Source organism: Duffyella sp. Ts4 (assembly GCF_051851875.1).
Lineage (GTDB): Bacteria > Pseudomonadota > Gammaproteobacteria > Enterobacterales > Enterobacteriaceae > Duffyella > Duffyella gerundensis.
On record NZ_JBLYPN010000002.1, the window covers coordinates 243,614 to 259,468 of the forward strand.

13 protein-coding genes are annotated in these 15,855 nt (G+C 58.4%); 5 read left to right on the top strand and 8 right to left on the bottom strand.

The window, feature by feature from the left end; genetic code table 11:
• Positions 1 to 6: 6 nt before the first annotated feature.
• Together mfd and ACJY2L_RS04090 are read right to left on the bottom strand one after the other, a co-directional pair.
• On the bottom strand, positions 7 to 3,453 hold the full coding sequence (gene mfd, locus ACJY2L_RS04085; protein WP_439213107.1) for a transcription-repair coupling factor: 3,447 nt from the start codon (positions 3,451 to 3,453) through the stop codon (positions 7 to 9).
• A 133-nt stretch (positions 3,454 to 3,586) separates the two neighbouring features.
• A complete protein-coding gene (locus tag ACJY2L_RS04090) occupies positions 3,587 to 3,802 on the bottom strand; it encodes a hypothetical protein (RefSeq protein ID WP_439213000.1) in 216 nt (71 codons plus the stop codon).
• Positions 3,803 to 4,071: 269 nt separating this feature from the next.
• Here ACJY2L_RS04090 and lolC point away from each other — a divergent pair, with 269 nt between their 5' ends.
• The 4 genes from lolC (at position 4,072) to cobB (ending at position 8,194) form a co-directional block, all read left to right on the top strand.
• Positions 4,072 to 5,271, top strand: coding sequence for a lipoprotein-releasing ABC transporter permease subunit LolC (gene lolC, locus ACJY2L_RS04095; RefSeq protein WP_067429680.1), 1,200 nt, complete (start codon positions 4,072 to 4,074; stop codon positions 5,269 to 5,271).
• Positions 5,264 to 5,968 carry a lipoprotein-releasing ABC transporter ATP-binding protein LolD gene (gene lolD / locus ACJY2L_RS04100; protein WP_439213001.1) on the top strand — a complete coding sequence of 235 codons (705 nt, stop codon included), beginning with the start codon at positions 5,264 to 5,266 and terminating at the stop codon, positions 5,966 to 5,968. Before lolC ends, lolD begins: the two co-directional genes overlap by 8 nt.
• Positions 5,968 to 7,212 (top strand): lipoprotein-releasing ABC transporter permease subunit LolE, encoded by a 1,245-nt coding sequence (gene lolE / locus ACJY2L_RS04105; protein ID WP_439213002.1) that lies wholly within the window; start codon positions 5,968 to 5,970, stop codon positions 7,210 to 7,212. The genes lolD and lolE overlap by 1 nt, the downstream gene beginning before the upstream one ends.
• Before the next feature lie 130 nt (positions 7,213 to 7,342).
• On the top strand, positions 7,343 to 8,194 hold the full coding sequence (cobB, locus tag ACJY2L_RS04110; protein WP_067429695.1) for a Sir2 family NAD+-dependent deacetylase: 852 nt from the start codon (positions 7,343 to 7,345) through the stop codon (positions 8,192 to 8,194).
• A gap of 41 nt (positions 8,195 to 8,235) precedes the next feature.
• On the opposite strand, the gene potD is transcribed toward cobB, so the two are convergent.
• The 5 genes from potD to ACJY2L_RS04135 form a co-directional block, all read right to left on the bottom strand.
• Positions 8,236 to 9,282, bottom strand: a complete 1,047-nt coding sequence (potD, locus tag ACJY2L_RS04115) for a spermidine/putrescine ABC transporter substrate-binding protein PotD (RefSeq protein WP_067429698.1) — start codon at positions 9,280 to 9,282, stop codon at positions 8,236 to 8,238.
• 51 nt (positions 9,283 to 9,333) lie between these two features.
• On the bottom strand, positions 9,334 to 10,110 hold the full coding sequence (potC, locus tag ACJY2L_RS04120; protein WP_439213003.1) for a spermidine/putrescine ABC transporter permease PotC: 777 nt from the start codon (positions 10,108 to 10,110) through the stop codon (positions 9,334 to 9,336).
• Complete coding sequence (gene potB / locus ACJY2L_RS04125) at positions 10,107 to 10,967, bottom strand: spermidine/putrescine ABC transporter permease PotB (RefSeq protein ID WP_439213004.1); 861 nt, start codon at positions 10,965 to 10,967, stop codon at positions 10,107 to 10,109. Before potB ends, potC begins: the two co-directional genes overlap by 4 nt.
• Positions 10,951 to 12,066, bottom strand: coding sequence for a spermidine/putrescine ABC transporter ATP-binding protein PotA (gene potA, locus ACJY2L_RS04130; RefSeq protein WP_439213005.1), 1,116 nt, complete (start codon positions 12,064 to 12,066; stop codon positions 10,951 to 10,953). The genes potB and potA overlap by 17 nt, the downstream gene beginning before the upstream one ends.
• A 165-nt stretch (positions 12,067 to 12,231) precedes the next feature.
• Positions 12,232 to 13,596 (bottom strand): PTS transporter subunit EIIC, encoded by a 1,365-nt coding sequence (locus tag ACJY2L_RS04135; RefSeq protein ID WP_439213006.1) that lies wholly within the window; start codon positions 13,594 to 13,596, stop codon positions 12,232 to 12,234.
• A 282-nt stretch (positions 13,597 to 13,878) separates the two neighbouring features.
• Between ACJY2L_RS04135 and ACJY2L_RS04140 the strand changes: the two genes are divergently transcribed.
• The gene (locus ACJY2L_RS04140) at positions 13,879 to 15,078 is read left to right on the top strand and encodes an enolase C-terminal domain-like protein (RefSeq protein WP_439213007.1); all 1,200 of its coding nucleotides are present in this window, start codon (positions 13,879 to 13,881) and stop codon (positions 15,076 to 15,078) included.
• Here the strand turns inward: ACJY2L_RS04140 and ACJY2L_RS04145 are convergent.
• The gene (locus tag ACJY2L_RS04145) at positions 15,075 to 15,788 is read right to left on the bottom strand and encodes a GntR family transcriptional regulator (RefSeq protein WP_187486301.1); all 714 of its coding nucleotides are present in this window, start codon (positions 15,786 to 15,788) and stop codon (positions 15,075 to 15,077) included. The genes ACJY2L_RS04140 and ACJY2L_RS04145 overlap by 4 nt on opposite strands.
• Positions 15,789 to 15,855 lie beyond the last annotated feature (67 nt).

Below are 15,855 nucleotides of genomic sequence, written 5' to 3' on the forward strand. Positions count from 1 at the left end.
TTTTGGTCAGGCGGCGGCGTTCTGCTGCAGCTGCTGCATAAAGTCGCGCACCCACTGCATGCGTACCTTGCGTTCACCCAGGTCACGCATAAACTTCAGGCGCGTCGGGCCATCAAGTCGCCACTGCTGCGGATCCTTTTGCAACAAACCAATTAGCCAGGCAGGATCGGCTTTGTTCTTCTCGGCAAATTCGATGAAACCGCCTTTTTCGCTCGCTTCGATGCGTCGCACGCCCAGCTTGCGCGCGGTCAGGCGCAGCGCGGCGATATCGAGCAGGTTGCGCGCCGGGTCAGGCAGCATACCGAAGCGGTCAATCAACTCGACCTTCAGCTCATCCAGTTCAGCTTCGCTGGCGGCGCTGGCGATGCGTTTGTAAAACGACAGCCGCGTGTTGACGTCCGGAATGTAGCTCTCCGGCAGCAGCGCAGGCATACGCATCTCAATGTCGGTCTGGTTACTGGTCAGATCCTCCAGCGACGGCTCGCGGCCTTCCTTCAGCGCATCCACCGCACTTTCCAGCAGTTCCATATAGAGCGTAAAGCCGATGGTCTCCATCTGGCCGCTCTGATCTTCACCCAACAGCTCACCGGCGCCGCGGATCTCCAGATCGTGCGTTGCCAGCGCAAAACCGGCACCTAAATCTTCCAGCGAGGCGATCGCCTCAAGGCGTTTTTTGGCGTCGGTGGTCATCGCTTTTGGATGCGGCGTCAGCAGCCAGGCGTAGGCCTGATGGTGCGAACGACCGACGCGGCCACGCAGCTGGTGCAGCTGCGCCAGACCAAAGCGATCGGCACGCTCAATGATAATGGTATTGGCGGTAGGAATATCGATACCGGTTTCAATGATGGTGGTGCAGATCAACACGTTGAAACGCTGATGATGGAAATCGTTCATCACGCGCTCCAGATCGCGCTCGCGCATCTGACCGTGACCAACGGCGATGCGCGCTTCCGGCACCAGTTCTGCCAGCCGCTGCGCGGCTTTCTCAATGTTTTCCACATCGTTGTAGAGATAGTAAACCTGGCCACCGCGCAGAATTTCACGCAGCATCGCCTCGCGCACCACCAGATCGTCAAATTCGCGCACAAAGGTTTTCACCGCCATGCGACGCGCCGGTGGCGTGGCGATAATCGACAGATCGCGCATGCCGCTCATCGCCATATTCAGCGTGCGCGGGATTGGCGTGGCGGTCAGGGTTAAAATGTCGACGTCGGCGCGCATCGCTTTGATGCGTTCCTTGTGGCGCACGCCAAAGCGGTGCTCTTCGTCGACAATCAGCAGGCCGAGATCGCGCCATTTCAGATCGGTCATCAGCAGCTTGTGCGTGCCGATAAGAATATCGATTTTGCCGTCTACCGCCTGCTCCAGCACCTGTGTCTGCTCTTTCGCGCTGCGGAAACGGGAGAGCATTTCGATGCGCACCGGCCAGTTGGCAAAGCGATCGCGGAAATTGTCATAATGCTGCTGCGCCAGCAGGGTCGTCGGCACCAGCACCGCCACCTGCTTGTGGTTTTCCACTGCCAGGAAGGCGGCGCGCATCGCCACTTCGGTTTTACCAAAGCCGACGTCGCCGCACACCAGCCGATCCATCGCCAGTGGCCGACACATGTCGCTCAGCACGGCGTTGATCGCCTGCGCCTGATCCGGCGTGGTTTCAAACGGAAAACCCTCGCAGAACAGCTGATACTGTTCACGATCGTGCTTGAAGGCGAAGCCCACTTTGGCAGCGCGCTGGGCGTAAATATCCAGCAGCTCGGCGGCGACATCACGCACTTTCTCGGCAGCTTTTTGCCGCGCGCGCGACCAGGCATCGCTGCCCAGTTTATGCAGCGGCGCATTTTCATCGGCACCGCCGGCATAGCGGCTGATCAGGTGTAACGACGATACCGGCACGTAGAGTTTGGCGTCACCGGCGTAGGCCAGCATCAGATATTCTGCGGTAATCCCGCCGGTTTCCAGCGTGGTCAGGCCGATATAGCGGCCGACGCCGTGCTCAAGATGCACCACCGGCTGGCCCGGATGCAGCTCGGCGAGGTTGCGGATCAATACGTCAGGATTGATGGTACGGCGGCTCTCCTGACGGCGACGGCTCACCCGTTCGCCAAGCAAATCGCCTTCGCAAATCAGTGCCCGCTGACGCAGAGCGTCAATAAAGCCGTTTTCGCTGGCGCCGATCATCAGATATTGACCCTGATTACCCGCTTCATCAATGCAGCCGATCGCTTTGGGCACCAGCTTAATGCGGGCCAGTAGTTCCTGGAGCGCTTCGCGGCGACCTTCGCTTTCTACTGAGAAAATCGTGGCGCCCTCAAACTGCTCAAGGAAGCGGCGTAGATCGTCGAGCGGGGCTTTGGCCTGCGCCTGCACGGCAAGCGGCGGCAGCGGCTGATAATCAAGATTGGTGTTGGCCGCTTTTTCCGCCAGCGTTTCGCTGCGCAGCTGAACGCGCGGCCACTGTTTCAGTTCGCTGTTCAGCGCGTCAGGGCGCAGCCAGAGCGATTCCGGTGGCAGCAGCGGGCGCATCGGATCGACGCGGCGATTTTCATAGCGGGCGTTGATATCCTGCCAGAAACGTTCGCTGCCGCTGTCAATATCGCCGCTGTTGATCACCAGCGTGTTGGCGGGCAGATAGCTAAACAGGGTTGGCAATGGCGTGCTGAAAAACAGCGGCTGCCAGTATTCAATGCCGGTAGGTAGCGTGCCTTTGCTGACCTGCTGATAAATGTGCTCGGCTTCGCGACGCACCTCAAAATGTTCGCGCCACTGGCTGCGAAACAGCTCAATCGCCGCTTTGTCGGTGGGAAACTCGTGCGCGGGCAGCAGGTTAATCGCCTCAACCTCTTCCAGCGTACGCTGGCTGTCGACGTCGAACAGACGCAGGCTGTCGATCTCATCGTCAAAAAAGTCGATGCGGTAAGGCTGCTCACTGCCCATCGGATAGAGATCGAGCAGCGCGCCACGCGTGGCGTATTCACCGTGCGCCATCACCTGATCGACATGCCGATAACCTGCTTGCTCCAGCTGGTCGCGCAGCAGATCCCGCGACTGCTTTTGGCCTTTTTGCATCACCAGCGCGTGGCCGTGCAGAAAACTGTGCGGACAGACGCGCTGCATCAGCGTGTTCACCGGCGCAATCAGCAGGCCGCGCGTCATGCCCGGCAGGCGATAAAGCGTGGACAGGCGCGAAGAGATGATCTCCTGATGCGGCGAAAAGCTGTCATAGGGCAGCGTTTCCCAGTCAGCGAGGCTGTTCACCGGCTCACGGGTAAACTGCCGGATCTCATCATGCAGGCGCAGGGCGGTTTGCATATCGGGCGTAATCAGCAATACCGGGCCCTGATGGCGTTCAATAATGTCGGCGCATTCAACGGCAGAAGCGGCGCCGGTCAACTGACCAAGCTGACGTTGGTCTCCGGCCCTGGTGGGAAGGGAATAGCGAGTCTGTTCAGGCATAGTCGTTTTGACGATCTCTTCGTGATTTTGCAGGCTGTATGATTCCATAATACGCCGCAGGGATCACCCGCGGCGTCGGGATTCCAGGCAGTTTTTGCCCTGCGCTAACTGTAGAAGAGAGCAAGCGTAAGCGCTATTTGCCCGATCGACCCGCATAGTGCATGCGGGGCCGATCGACATTCGCCCAGCTCAGTTCCTGTTCCGGATGATAGCTGTGGTTGCCATCATCCCATTTTACGTAATAGCCGCAGCCGCCGGGGGCGTCGCCCTGTTGAAAAACGTTAACGACTTCGCCGCGAATCTCACCTGACTTATGTTTGACGATGCTGCCTTTGGGATACCTGGACATCGGCAATCCTCCTGTAAACGCATAAAACCACGCTTGCCGGGCGGCACTGCGCCAGATCAGGCGGCGCGCCGCGTACTAAAAGTGTAGCGCGACGCCACCGCGGACGGTGAAAAAAAGCGCGGGCCGCTGCATTTTTATCCGCTAAAGAGAAAATGCACCATTCTGCAGTAACTTCCGGCCTGGCACCGCGGCTTAAAGGTTCCATAAAACAAAAGGCTCCTTTATCATCCATGCCATCGCTTACGCCTTCGACCTACAAGACGGATCTCATGTATCAACCTGTCGCACTATTTATTGGGCTACGTTACATGCGTGGCCGCGCCGCTGACCGCTTCGGTCGCTTTGTCTCCTGGCTCTCCACGATCGGCATTACGCTGGGCGTGATGGCGCTGGTCACCGTGCTGTCGGTAATGAACGGCTTTGAGCAGGAGCTGGAAGGCAACATTTTAGGGCTGATGCCGCAGGCGCTGATTACCAGCGAAAAGGGATCGATCAATCCGCAGCAGCAGCCGGTGAGCGCGCTGAAGCTGCAGGGCATCAGCCGCAGTGCGCCGCTGACCACCGGCGAGGTGGTGCTGCAAAGCGCGCACAGCGTGGCGGTGGGCGTAATGCTGGGCGTACAGCCGGACGAGCGCGATCCGCTGACGCCTTACCTGATCAACGTTCAGCAGAACGTGCTGCAATCGGGCAGCTACAAGGTCATTCTCGGCGAACAGCTGGCGGGTCAGTTGGGTATCAAACGCGGCGACGAGCTGCGCCTGATGGTGCCATCCGTGAGTCAGTTTACGCCGATGGGCCGTGTACCAAGCCAGCGTCTGTTCACCGTGGCGGGGACGTTTGCCGCCAACAGCGAAGTCGATGGTTATCAAATTCTGGTTAACCAGCAGGATGCCTCGCGCCTGATGCGCTATCCGCTCGGTAACGTTACCGGCTGGCGGCTGTGGCTCGACAAGCCGCTGCAGGTTGACAGCGTCAGCCAGCAGGCGCTGCCTGCGGGTCTGGTCTGGAAAGACTGGCGCGAGCGCAAAGGCGATCTCTTCCAGGCGGTGCGCATGGAGAAAAACATGATGGGCCTGCTGCTTAGCCTGATCGTCGCCGTGGCGGCATTTAACATTATTACCTCGCTCGGTCTGGTGATCATGGAGAAGCAGGGCGAAGTGGCGATTCTGCAAACGCTGGGGCTGACCCGTCGGCAAATTGTTACTGTGTTTATGGTGCAGGGCGCCAGCGCCGGCATCATTGGTGCGCTACTCGGTGCGCTGCTTGGCGTACTGCTTGCCAGCCAGCTGAATCAACTGCTGCCGGTGATCGGCCTGTTCCTTGATGGCGCCTCGCTGCCGGTCGCCATTTCACCGATGCAGGTGCTGACCATTGCGTTGACGACGATGATCGTTGCGCTGCTTTCTACGCTCTATCCATCCTGGCGCGCCGCCGCCGTCCAACCCGCTGAGGCTTTACGCTATGAGTAATTCGATTCTGTTGCAGTGTGACAATCTGTGCAAACGCTATCAGGAAGGCAGCGTGCAGACTGACGTGCTGCGTAACGTGGCGTTCAGCATGCAGCAGGGCGAGTTGATGGCGATTGTCGGCAGCTCGGGCTCAGGCAAAAGTACGCTGTTGCATCTGCTGGGCGGCCTCGATAAGCCGACCTCCGGTGATGTGATTTTCAACGGCCAGTCGCTGAATGCGATGTCATCCGCGGCGAAAGCGGAGTTGCGCAACCGCGAACTCGGTTTTATCTATCAGTTTCACCATCTGCTGCCAGACTTTAACGCGCTGGAAAACGTGGCGATGCCGCTGTTGATTGGCAAAGTGGCCAGGGCGGAAGTAGAGGAGCGCGCCCGCGCCATGCTGGCGGCGGTCGGGTTGGAAAAACGTGCCCTGCATCGGCCCTCAGAACTCTCCGGCGGTGAGCGTCAGCGCGTGGCCATTGCCCGTGCGTTGGTCAATAACCCGCGACTGGTGATGGCCGATGAGCCAACCGGTAACCTGGATGCGCGCAACGCCGATGCGATTTTCGATCTGATCGGCGAGCTAAACGTGCGTCAGGGCACCGCCTTTCTGGTGGTGACGCATGATTTGCAGCTGGCGAAACGACTGAAGCGTCAGCAGGAGATGCGCGACGGTCAGCTCAGCGATCGGCTTACCCTGACGGAGAGCCTGTAATGACCCCCTCGTTATCCCTGCTGCTGGGCTTACGCTTCAGCCGCGGACGCCGCCGCGGCGGCATGGTTTCGCTGATTTCGGTGATCTCCACCGTGGGTATCGCGCTGGGCGTGGCGGTGCTGATCGTGGGCCTGAGCGCGATGAACGGCTTCGAACGCGAGCTGAACAACCGCATTCTGGCGGTGGTGCCGCACGGCGAAATCGAGCCGGTAAACGGGCCGCTGGCCGACTGGCAGCCGATGATCAGCCGCATTGAGCAGGTGCCGGGCATTGCCGCCGCGGCGCCGTATGTGAATTTCACCGGGCTGGTGGAGAGCGCGGCGAAGCTGCAGGCGATTCAGGTCAAAGGCGTTGATCCGCAGCAGGAGAGTCGGCTGAGCGCGCTGCCGTCGTTTGTGCAGAACAACGCCTGGTCGCAGTTCAGCGCCGGTAAACAGCAAATTATTATCGGTAGCGGCCTGGCGAAATCGCTGAACCTGAAGCAGGGCAGCTGGTTAACGCTGCTGATTCCCAATCATGACGGACAGAACAAGCTGCTGCAGCCCAAGCGCATTCGCCTGCAGGTCAGCGGCATTTTGCAGCTCAGCGGCATGCTCGATCACAGCCTGGCACTGGTGCCGCTGGCCGACGCGCAGAAGTACCTTGATATGGGCGAGAATGTTTCCGGCGTGGCGCTGAAAATGAACGATCCGTTTAACGCCAGTCAGTTGGTGCGTGACGCCGGTAAAGTCACCAACGCCTATGTCTATATTCGCAACTGGACCAGCACCTACGGCTATATGTACCGCGATATTCAGATGATTCGCGCCATCATGTATTTGGCGATGGTACTGGTGATTGGCGTTGCCTGTTTTAACATCGTCTCCACGCTGGTGATGGCGGTAAAAGACAAAAGCAGTGATATCGCCGTGCTGCGTACGCTGGGAGCGAAAGATGGCCTGATTCGCGCCATCTTCATCTGGTACGGCCTGCTGGCTGGTCTGCTGGGCAGCGTGTGCGGCGTGGTCGCTGGCGTGCTGGCGGCGCTGAACCTGACGCGCCTGATGGGTGGGCTGGAAGCGCTGCTCGGTCACGCTTTCCTCTCCGGCGACATCTACTTTATCGATTTTCTGCCGTCGGAGCTGCACTGGCTGGATGTGGTGTCGGTGCTGATCACCGCCATTCTGTTAAGCCTGCTGGCGAGCTGGTATCCGGCTCGCCGTGCCAGCCGTATCGATCCAGCGCGCGTGCTGAGCGGGCACTGAGTCGCCCGCTCAGAATCAGCAGGCTCTCAATGCGTCTGCTAGCAGTAGTCGGTATGATGTGAACGATCGTGGTTAACCTCGCCGCCGGGCATGCAGAGTCCCGGCTGTTTTGCGAATCTAAGGAGCGTTTATGCGTACACCCCGTCGCCGCGTGCGACTCGCCCGCTATAAGAAGAACCGCCGCAAGGTGCATCAGCGGTTCCGTCAGCGTATCTTTGAACGCGACCGTACGGCAGAACTGGCAGCGCATCCGCAACCTAAAGTGGTGATCCTTACCGGCGCCGGTATCTCGGCCGAATCGGGAATCCGCACTTTCCGTGCCGCCGACGGCCTGTGGGAAGATCATCGCGTTGAGGACGTGGCCACGCCGGAAGGATTCGCCCGCGATCCGCAACGGGTACAGGCATTTTACAACGCGCGCCGTCAGCAGCTGCAGCAGCCGGACATTCAGCCCAATGCCGCTCATCTGGCGCTGGCCGAGCTGGAGTCGGTGCTGGGCGACAATTTTCTGCTGGTGACGCAAAATATCGATAATCTGCACGAGCGCGCCGGTAGCCAGCGCGTGCTGCACATGCATGGCGAACTGCTGAAGGTGCGCTGCGCCAGCAGCGGCCAGGTGCTGGAGTGGAATGGCGATGTCAGCGAAGACGATCGCTGTCACTGCTGTCAGTTTCCATCGGTACTGCGCCCGCACGTGGTGTGGTTTGGTGAAATGCCGCTGGGCATGGATCAGATCTATCAGGCGCTGGAGCAGGCGGATGTGTTTATCGCCATCGGCACCTCCGGCCACGTCTATCCGGCGGCGGGATTTGTGCATGAAGCTAAACTGCGCGGTGCGCTGACCGTAGAGCTCAACCTTGAGCCGAGTCAGGTAGGCAGCGAGTTTGAAGAGAAAAAATATGGCCTGGCCAGTGAAGTGGTGCCGGCCTATGTGAAAGCGATGCTGCAGGCGCTGCGGCCTGAGCCTGCCACCAGCGAATAACCTAACGGCCACGGGCGAGCTGCCCGTGGCCGCTTTACCGCTTATCGTCCCGCTTTCAACTTCTGAAACAGCGTCTCATAGAGCACGCTGGCTTCACCGACATCGTTTTGCCATTCACCTTTCTGAATCACCGCCTCTGGCGGATAGAGCGACGGATCGTTCGCCACCTCGGCAGGCAGCAGCTTTTTCGCCGCCAGGTTCGGCGTGGGGTAGCCGATGGTTTCCGCCACTTTCGCTGCTACATCGGGACGCAACAGGAAGTTTATTAGCTTCAGCGCGCCCGCCTTGTTCTTCGCGTTAGCCGGGATCGCCAGGCTGTCCATCCAGAAAATGCCGCCTTCTTCCGGCCAGACAATCTGCAATGGCGTGCCCGCCTGGCGCGCTACATACGCGGAACCGTTCCACACCATGCCCAGATTCACTTCGCCTTCCATGTACGGATTACCCGGATTGTCGGAGTTGAAGGTCAGCACGTTGGGCATCAGCTTGCGCAGCTCGTTATACGCTGCCTCAATCTCTTTGGGATCGGTGCTGTTGCCGGAAAGTCCCAGTTTACGCAGCGCCACCTGAAACACTTCGCGCGCGTCATCGGTCATCAACAGGCTCTGTTTGTATTCCGGCTTCCACAGATCCGCCCAGCGGGTGACGCTTTTTGGATCGATGGCATCGCTGTTAACGCCAATCGCGGTCGCGCCCCAGATGTAAGGAATAGAGTAGTCATTGTTGGGATCGAACGGCTTGTTAAGCAGGTTAGGATCGAGATTATGAAAGTTGCTCAGCGCACTTTTGTCGATCTTCTGAATCATCCCCTCGTTGCGCATTTTCGCCACAAAGTAGGTCGATGGCACAATCAGATCGTACGCGCCATCTTTCCAGGTTTTCAGCTTGGCATACAGCGTTTCATTCGACTCGTAGGTGGAATAGATCACCTTGATGCCGGTCTCTTTAGTGAACTGCTCCAACAGACCCGGCGGCACGTACTCCGTCCAGTTATAGAAGTAGAGGGTTTTGCTGTCATCCGACGCTTGTGCGGTGGATAAACCCGCGGCCAGTGCGCCCGCGGTCAGCCAGTAACGCCACGTTTTCATTCTGTTTCCTCTTATTCATCGCCGTGCGTGTCGCCCGGCATGGCTACATAGTTATCGCCGCGTGCGGTCACGCAGCAGCAGCTGGCTACAGGCAACCAGCAGCAGCGACAGGGTCATCAGGATGGTAGCCAGCGCATTAACCTCTGGCGACACGCCGACCTTGACCATCGAGTAAATTTTCAGCGGCAGGATCTCAAATCCTGGCCCGGTAACAAATGACGAGACCACCACATCATCCATCGACAGGGTGAAGCTCAGCAGCCAGCCTGCTGCCACTGCTGGCATCGCCAGCGGCAGAATGATTTTGCGTAAAATGGTCATTTCGCTGGCACCCAGATCTTTCGCCGCCTCCAGCATGCGTACGTCAAAGCCTTTTAGCCTGGCATAAACGGTGATCACCACAAACGGCAGGCAAAAGGTGATATGCGAAAACAGCAGCGACCAGAAACCGAGCGAGATGCCGAGCAGCATAAACAGCACCAGCAGCGAAATCGCCATCACGATATCCGGTGACATCAGCACCACAAACAGCATGCCGCTGACAAATGGCTTGCCGCGGAAATGATAGCGGTAAAGCGCCACCGCGGTCAGCGAGCCGATCAGCGTGGCAAAGGTGGCGGAAAGTACGCCCATGATCAGCGAATGGCGCGCTGCTTCGATCAGGCTGTCGTTGTTAACCAGCAGGTGATACCACTTGCCGCTGAAGCCCTGCCAGTTAATGCCGAAGCGCGAAGCATTAAACGAATTGACGATCAAAATCGCAATCGGGATATAAAGCCAGGCGTAAATGACGGCCATAAAGCCGCCGCGGAGCAGGCGTCCGGTCATGTCAGATCCACCTTGTTATTCAGCAGCCGCGCGGCACGCCAGTAAATCAGCAGCAGCAGGCCCATCACCAGCGTCAGCACGATGCTGGTGGCGGCCCCAAACGGCCAGTCGCGAATGTTCAGGAACTGGCTTTTGATCACGTTGCCGATCAGCAGGTTCTTTGCGCCGCCCAGCAGATCGGCGACGAAAAACAGCCCCATGGCTGGCAGCAGCACCAGCAACGAACCGGCGACAATGCCGGGCAGGGTCAGCGGCAAAATGATGCGCCAGAAGGTGTGTAGTTTGCTGGCGCCGAGATCGCGTGCCGCTTCCAGCAGCGCGCTGTCCAGCTTCTCCAGGCTTGAGTAGAGCGGCATCACCATAAACGGCAGCAGAATATAGACCAGCCCGAGGATCACCGCCTGTTCGGTATACATAATGCGAAACGGCGTCTCAATCAGCCCGAGGCTCAGCAAAAAATCATTCAGCCAGCCGCGCGTGCTGAGGAAAAGCTTGAGACCATAAATGCGGATCAGCGAGTTGGTCCAGAACGGCACGATCAGCAGAAACAGCATCAGCGGACGCAGCCTGGCGGAGAGTGTGGTCAGGCACCAGGCGAACGGAAAGCCGAGCAGCAAACAGCAGGCGGTGGCGATCAGCGCCATGTTGAACGAGTGCATCAGCACATCGGCGTAGAGCGGATCGAGCAGGCGGCTGTAATTGTCGAGCGTGAATACCATGCTAATGATATGGGCGTCATCGCGGGTCAGAAAGCTGGTGCCAACAATCAGCAGATTGGGGAAAAAGACAAACAGCAGCAGCCAGCCGACAATCAGCGTGATAATGCCTTTTTGCAGCAGATTACGTCGCATGTTCATCGGCCAGCACCACCTCCCAGCCAGCTACCCAGTTCACCGCCATTTTTTGATTCAGCGAGTGGTCAAAATCGGGATCGTCTTCGTTAAAGAATTCGCTGACCGTCACCAGCTTGTGATTCTCCAGCTCCACGGTGGATTCCAGCGTCATGCCTTTGTAGTTGCGCTCGCGCACATAGCCGATCAGGCCTTCAGCATGCGCCTCCTCGGCCACCTCTTCCACGCGCAGATCTTCCGGGCGCAGCAGCACGTTGAGCCGATCGCCCGCGCTGACCGCAAACGGCACGCTCAGCTCGCACTCATGGCCTTCCACCCGCGCCCGCACGCGGCCGTCGGCTAATGGCGTCAGCACCACGGCCTCAAAGACGTTAATTTCGCCGATAAAGCGCGCCACGAACAGGTTTTTCGGTTCTTCATAGATTTCGCGCGGCGTGCCGTCCTGTTCGATAAAGCCGTCGCGCATCACCACGATGCGATCGGACATGGTCAGCGCCTCTTCCTGATCGTGGGTAACAAACACAAAGGTGATGCCGAGCTTACGCTGCAGCGCTTTCAGCTCGTTTTGCATCTGCTTGCGCAGCTTGTAATCCAGCGCGGAGAGCGACTCGTCGAGCAGCAGGACCTTGGGACGATTGACCACCGCGCGGGCGATCGCCACGCGCTGCTGCTGACCACCGGAAAGCTGATGCGGTCGTCGGGTGGCAAATTCCTCCAGCTGCACCATCGCCAGCGCCTCGTTAACGCGCTGGGTGATCTCCACCGCCGGAGTTTTCTGCATGCGCAGGCCAAAGGCGACGTTTTCAAACACCGACATATGTGGGAACAGCGCGTAGCTCTGAAAGACCGTGTTGACGTGGCGATGCTCAGCGGGCGTAGCGGTGACATCTTCACCGTCGAGCATCAGTACGCCAGCGTCGCTCTGCTCCAGCCCGGCAATCAGCCGCAAAATGGTGGTCTTGCCGCAGCCGGAAGGGCCGAGCAGGGTGATAAATTCGCCGTGGCGGATGGTGAGATTAAAATCGGCAATAATCGATTTGCCGTCAAAAGCTTTACTGATGCCAGAAAGCGTAACCAGCGCCTGTTGCGCGCGTGTTTGCGTCATTTTAGTCACTCAGTGGTTAAGTTGCCGAATGGCTGATCGCGCCGCAGCGCATGCTCAGACCCCGTGAAGGGCGGGATGATACCTGAAAAAAGCGGCAATGGCATGGCCGCATGCTGGCAACGGCAAACGGCGGCGAGCAGCAGGACGCCGCTCGCCAGAGAGAGCTTAGCGACGCGGGCGTAACAGCAGCAGCGTCAGGCTAAAAGAGAGGGTCAGCGCCATGATCACGCCGAGTACGGCGTAGATAAACCACGGGCCGATATAAGCGGGCAGGCTGAAAATGCTCGATAAAATATAGCCATAGAGCCGCACACCAAAAAAGGCAATAAACGCCGATGCGCAGGCGCTGGCAACGATGGTGGCGACAAAGGCCTTTTTATGCCGCGTCAGCACGCCAAACAGCGCCGGTTCGGTGATGCCGAGCAGGGCGGAAATTGCTGCCGACAGGGTGACCGTGCGATCCTCACTCTGTCGGTTAAGAAACCAGACGGCGAAGGTGGAGCCAGCGATCGCCATGTTGGCCATAAACATCATGGGCATCAGCATGTCATAGCCGCGATCGGTGAAATTCTGCAGGGCAATCGGCGTCATGGCGTGATGCATGCCGGTCAGCACCGCCAGCGGACGAATCGCCCCGACCACCAGCCCCGCCAGACTGGCGGAGAAGCCGAACAGCCCCTCAATCAGCCAGGCTAACCCCTTGCCCAGCCAGATCCCCGCCGGACCGATCACCGTCAGCGCAACCAGCGCGGCGATAAACAGCGTCAGCGTCGGCGTAAAGACGGTTTTCAGCACCGTCGGCATGATGCGATCGACGCCGCGATGAATATAGCTCAGCGCCAGTACCGAGAAGATCACTGGAATCACGCTGGAGGCGTAGTTAAAAATCGGCACCGGCAGCATCTCAAACAGCCAGAAGGTGCTGACGGCGCCCGGCGCATGGCTGGCCAGCGCTTTCGCGGCATCAATCAGCGTGGGATACATCAGGCAGGCGGCCACCGCGGCGGCCAGGTATTCATTGGTGCGAAACATTTTTGCCGCCGAGACGGCGAGAAAAAAGGGCAGGAACCAGAATACGCCGCTGGCGATCAGGTCGATGATCAACACCGTCTGGCTCTGCGCCGACAGTACCTTCAGCGCCACCAGGCCGGCCAGCAGTCCTTTAATCATGCCGGCACCGGCGATAGCGGGCACGATCGGGCCAAACACACCGGACACGGTATCCATAAACAGCGAGATCGTGCTTTTACGTGCGCGCTTTTCAGCCGGTGCCGCGCTGTTATCAAGGTTGAGCTGCGCCGTTAATGGCTGGAACCAGCTGTTAACCTGCGGCCCGACAATAATCTGAAACTGGTCATTCTGTATTTGCGCGCCCAGCACGCCGGCCAGGCTTTTTATTTGTTGCTGATCGACTTTGCGATCGTCAATTAAATCGAAGCGCAGACGGGTCATGCAGTGCCAGACGTTGTTGATATTTTCCCTGCCGCCGACGCCATCAATGATCTTATTAATTATGCTGGGGTTGCTCATGTTTTACTGCTCCTGTGAACGCGCCTGGTGATAGCACTAACGCGAGCTGAGTCTATGTGAGTCGGCGTGGCAAAACCAACCAATAAAAATTGATTTAGCTCACACAATCACGCTGTAAAAGGCCTTATGTGGAACGTTTATGCCAATTGGTCCGTTTTTTCGTCTCTTTATCGCAGCGGCGTGAACCAAAATAAAGTAGTGGCAAAACGCGCCCGGAGGCGGGAATAATAACGGCACATCCGGCGCTGTTATTTACCGGCCGCGTTATATTTGGGAGCTGTTATGACGCCTACGCGTATTACCAATATTGAATGTTTTATTACCAAACCCGACCGGCATAATCTGGTGGTGGTGCGCGTCAGCACCGACAAAAATATCACCGGCCTCGGCTGCGCCACCTTTCAGCAACGGCCACTGGCGGTAAAAACCATGGTGGAGGAGTATCTGAAGCCGCTGCTGATGGGCCGCGATGCCAACCACATCGAAGATCTCTGGCAGATGATGATAGTGAACGCCTACTGGCGGAACGGACCGGTGATCAACAACGGCGTTGCCGGTATCGATATGGCGCTATGGGACATCAAAGGTCAGCTGGCGGGAATGCCGCTGTATCAGCTGTTTGGCGGCAAATCGAAAGATGCGATTGCGGTCTACAGCCACTGCGCGGCGGAATCGCTGGCGGCGCTCTATCCGCAGGTAGACGCCTTGCAGGAGGCAGGCTATCGCTACGTGCGCTGTCAGCTCGGTTTTTATGGCGGCACGCCGCAGCAGCTGCATGCCACCCGTGAACCGACGCCAGGTGCCTATTACGATCAGGATGAGTACATGGCCAACACCGTGGCGATGTTCAAAGCACTGCGCGAAAAATACGGTATGCGCCTGCACATTCTGCACGATGTGCATGAACGGCTCTTTCCGCAGCAGGCCATTCAGCTGGCGAAAGCGCTGGAACCCTATCAACCCTATTTTATTGAAGATATTGTGTCACCGCAGCAGAGCGGCTGGCTGGAGCAGGTGCGGGCGCATGCCAGCGTGCCGCTGGCGATGGGCGAGCTGTTTAACAATCCGGCGGAATGGCACGATCTGATCGTCAACCGGCGCATCGATTTTATCCGTTGCCATGTGTCACAAATCGGCGGCATTACGCCAGCGCTGAAGCTGGCGGTGCTTTGTCAGGCGTTTGGCGTACGCCTCGCCTGGCACGGGCCGCCGGATATGACGCCGATCGCCGTGGCGGTGAATACCCATCTCAATATTCACCTGCACAACGCCGCGGTGCAGGAATATCTTCCCGCCGATGCGGCAACCCAGGCGGTGTTTCCCGGCGCGCCGGTGGCCGAAGGCGGCTATCTCTATCCCGGCGAGCTGCCCGGCATCGGCGTGGGCTTTGATGAGGCGCAGGCCGCCGCGTATCCGCTGGTGTACCGGCCCCATGAGTGGACGCAGAGCCGCTTGCCCAACGGCGCCATGCACACGCCTTAGTCGCCGGTGCGAAAGCGCAGATTGTCGTGATTAAACGGAATCACGTAGGTGCAGGCGTAATGAATGTCGATCACGTCGCTCATGATATAGATGCGCCCGCCTTCCAGAATGCCGCGATGCTGAATGTGCATCGCGGGCTGCCCACGTTTACAACCCAGCAGCGCCGCCTGCGCCTTGTCGACCGCCACCGCCTCATAGCGGGTCAGCGAATGCGAAATACGCAGGCCTTTGGCCATCACATAGCGTTGCAGTGAGCTTTCGATCACTCGCTGGTTAAGATCGGCAAAATCGGCGGCGGGCAGGCTGGAGGTTTCAATTTGCGTGCAGCGCTGATCGACATAGCGCAGGCGGCAAAATTGCCAGACATAGTCATTGTCGCCGAGGGCGAACGCCTGCTGCTGATCGCTGTTCGGCAGCTTTTTATGCAGGTTGATCATGCGATAGTGCATCTGATCAAAGCGCTTCTCGGTGATCGAGTTGTAGATCAGCGGGTTGTTACGCGCCTCGGCGGAAACATAAATCCCTGAACCCTGCACGATGCGAATAATGCCAATGCTCACCAGCTTTTCCAGCGCCTGACGAATGGTAAAGCGCGACACGCCATATTCCTCTGCCAGCTGTCGCTCCGGCGGCAGTCGCTGCAACGGCTCGGCGCTGTGCTGATAAATTTTGCTCAGCAGATCCTGAGCAATAAACTCTTTTTTCTTCATCCTGACTTTCCGATCGACGCGGGGTGGTAAAGCGCACTACGCTTTAGTATCAATAGCATGATGTGAA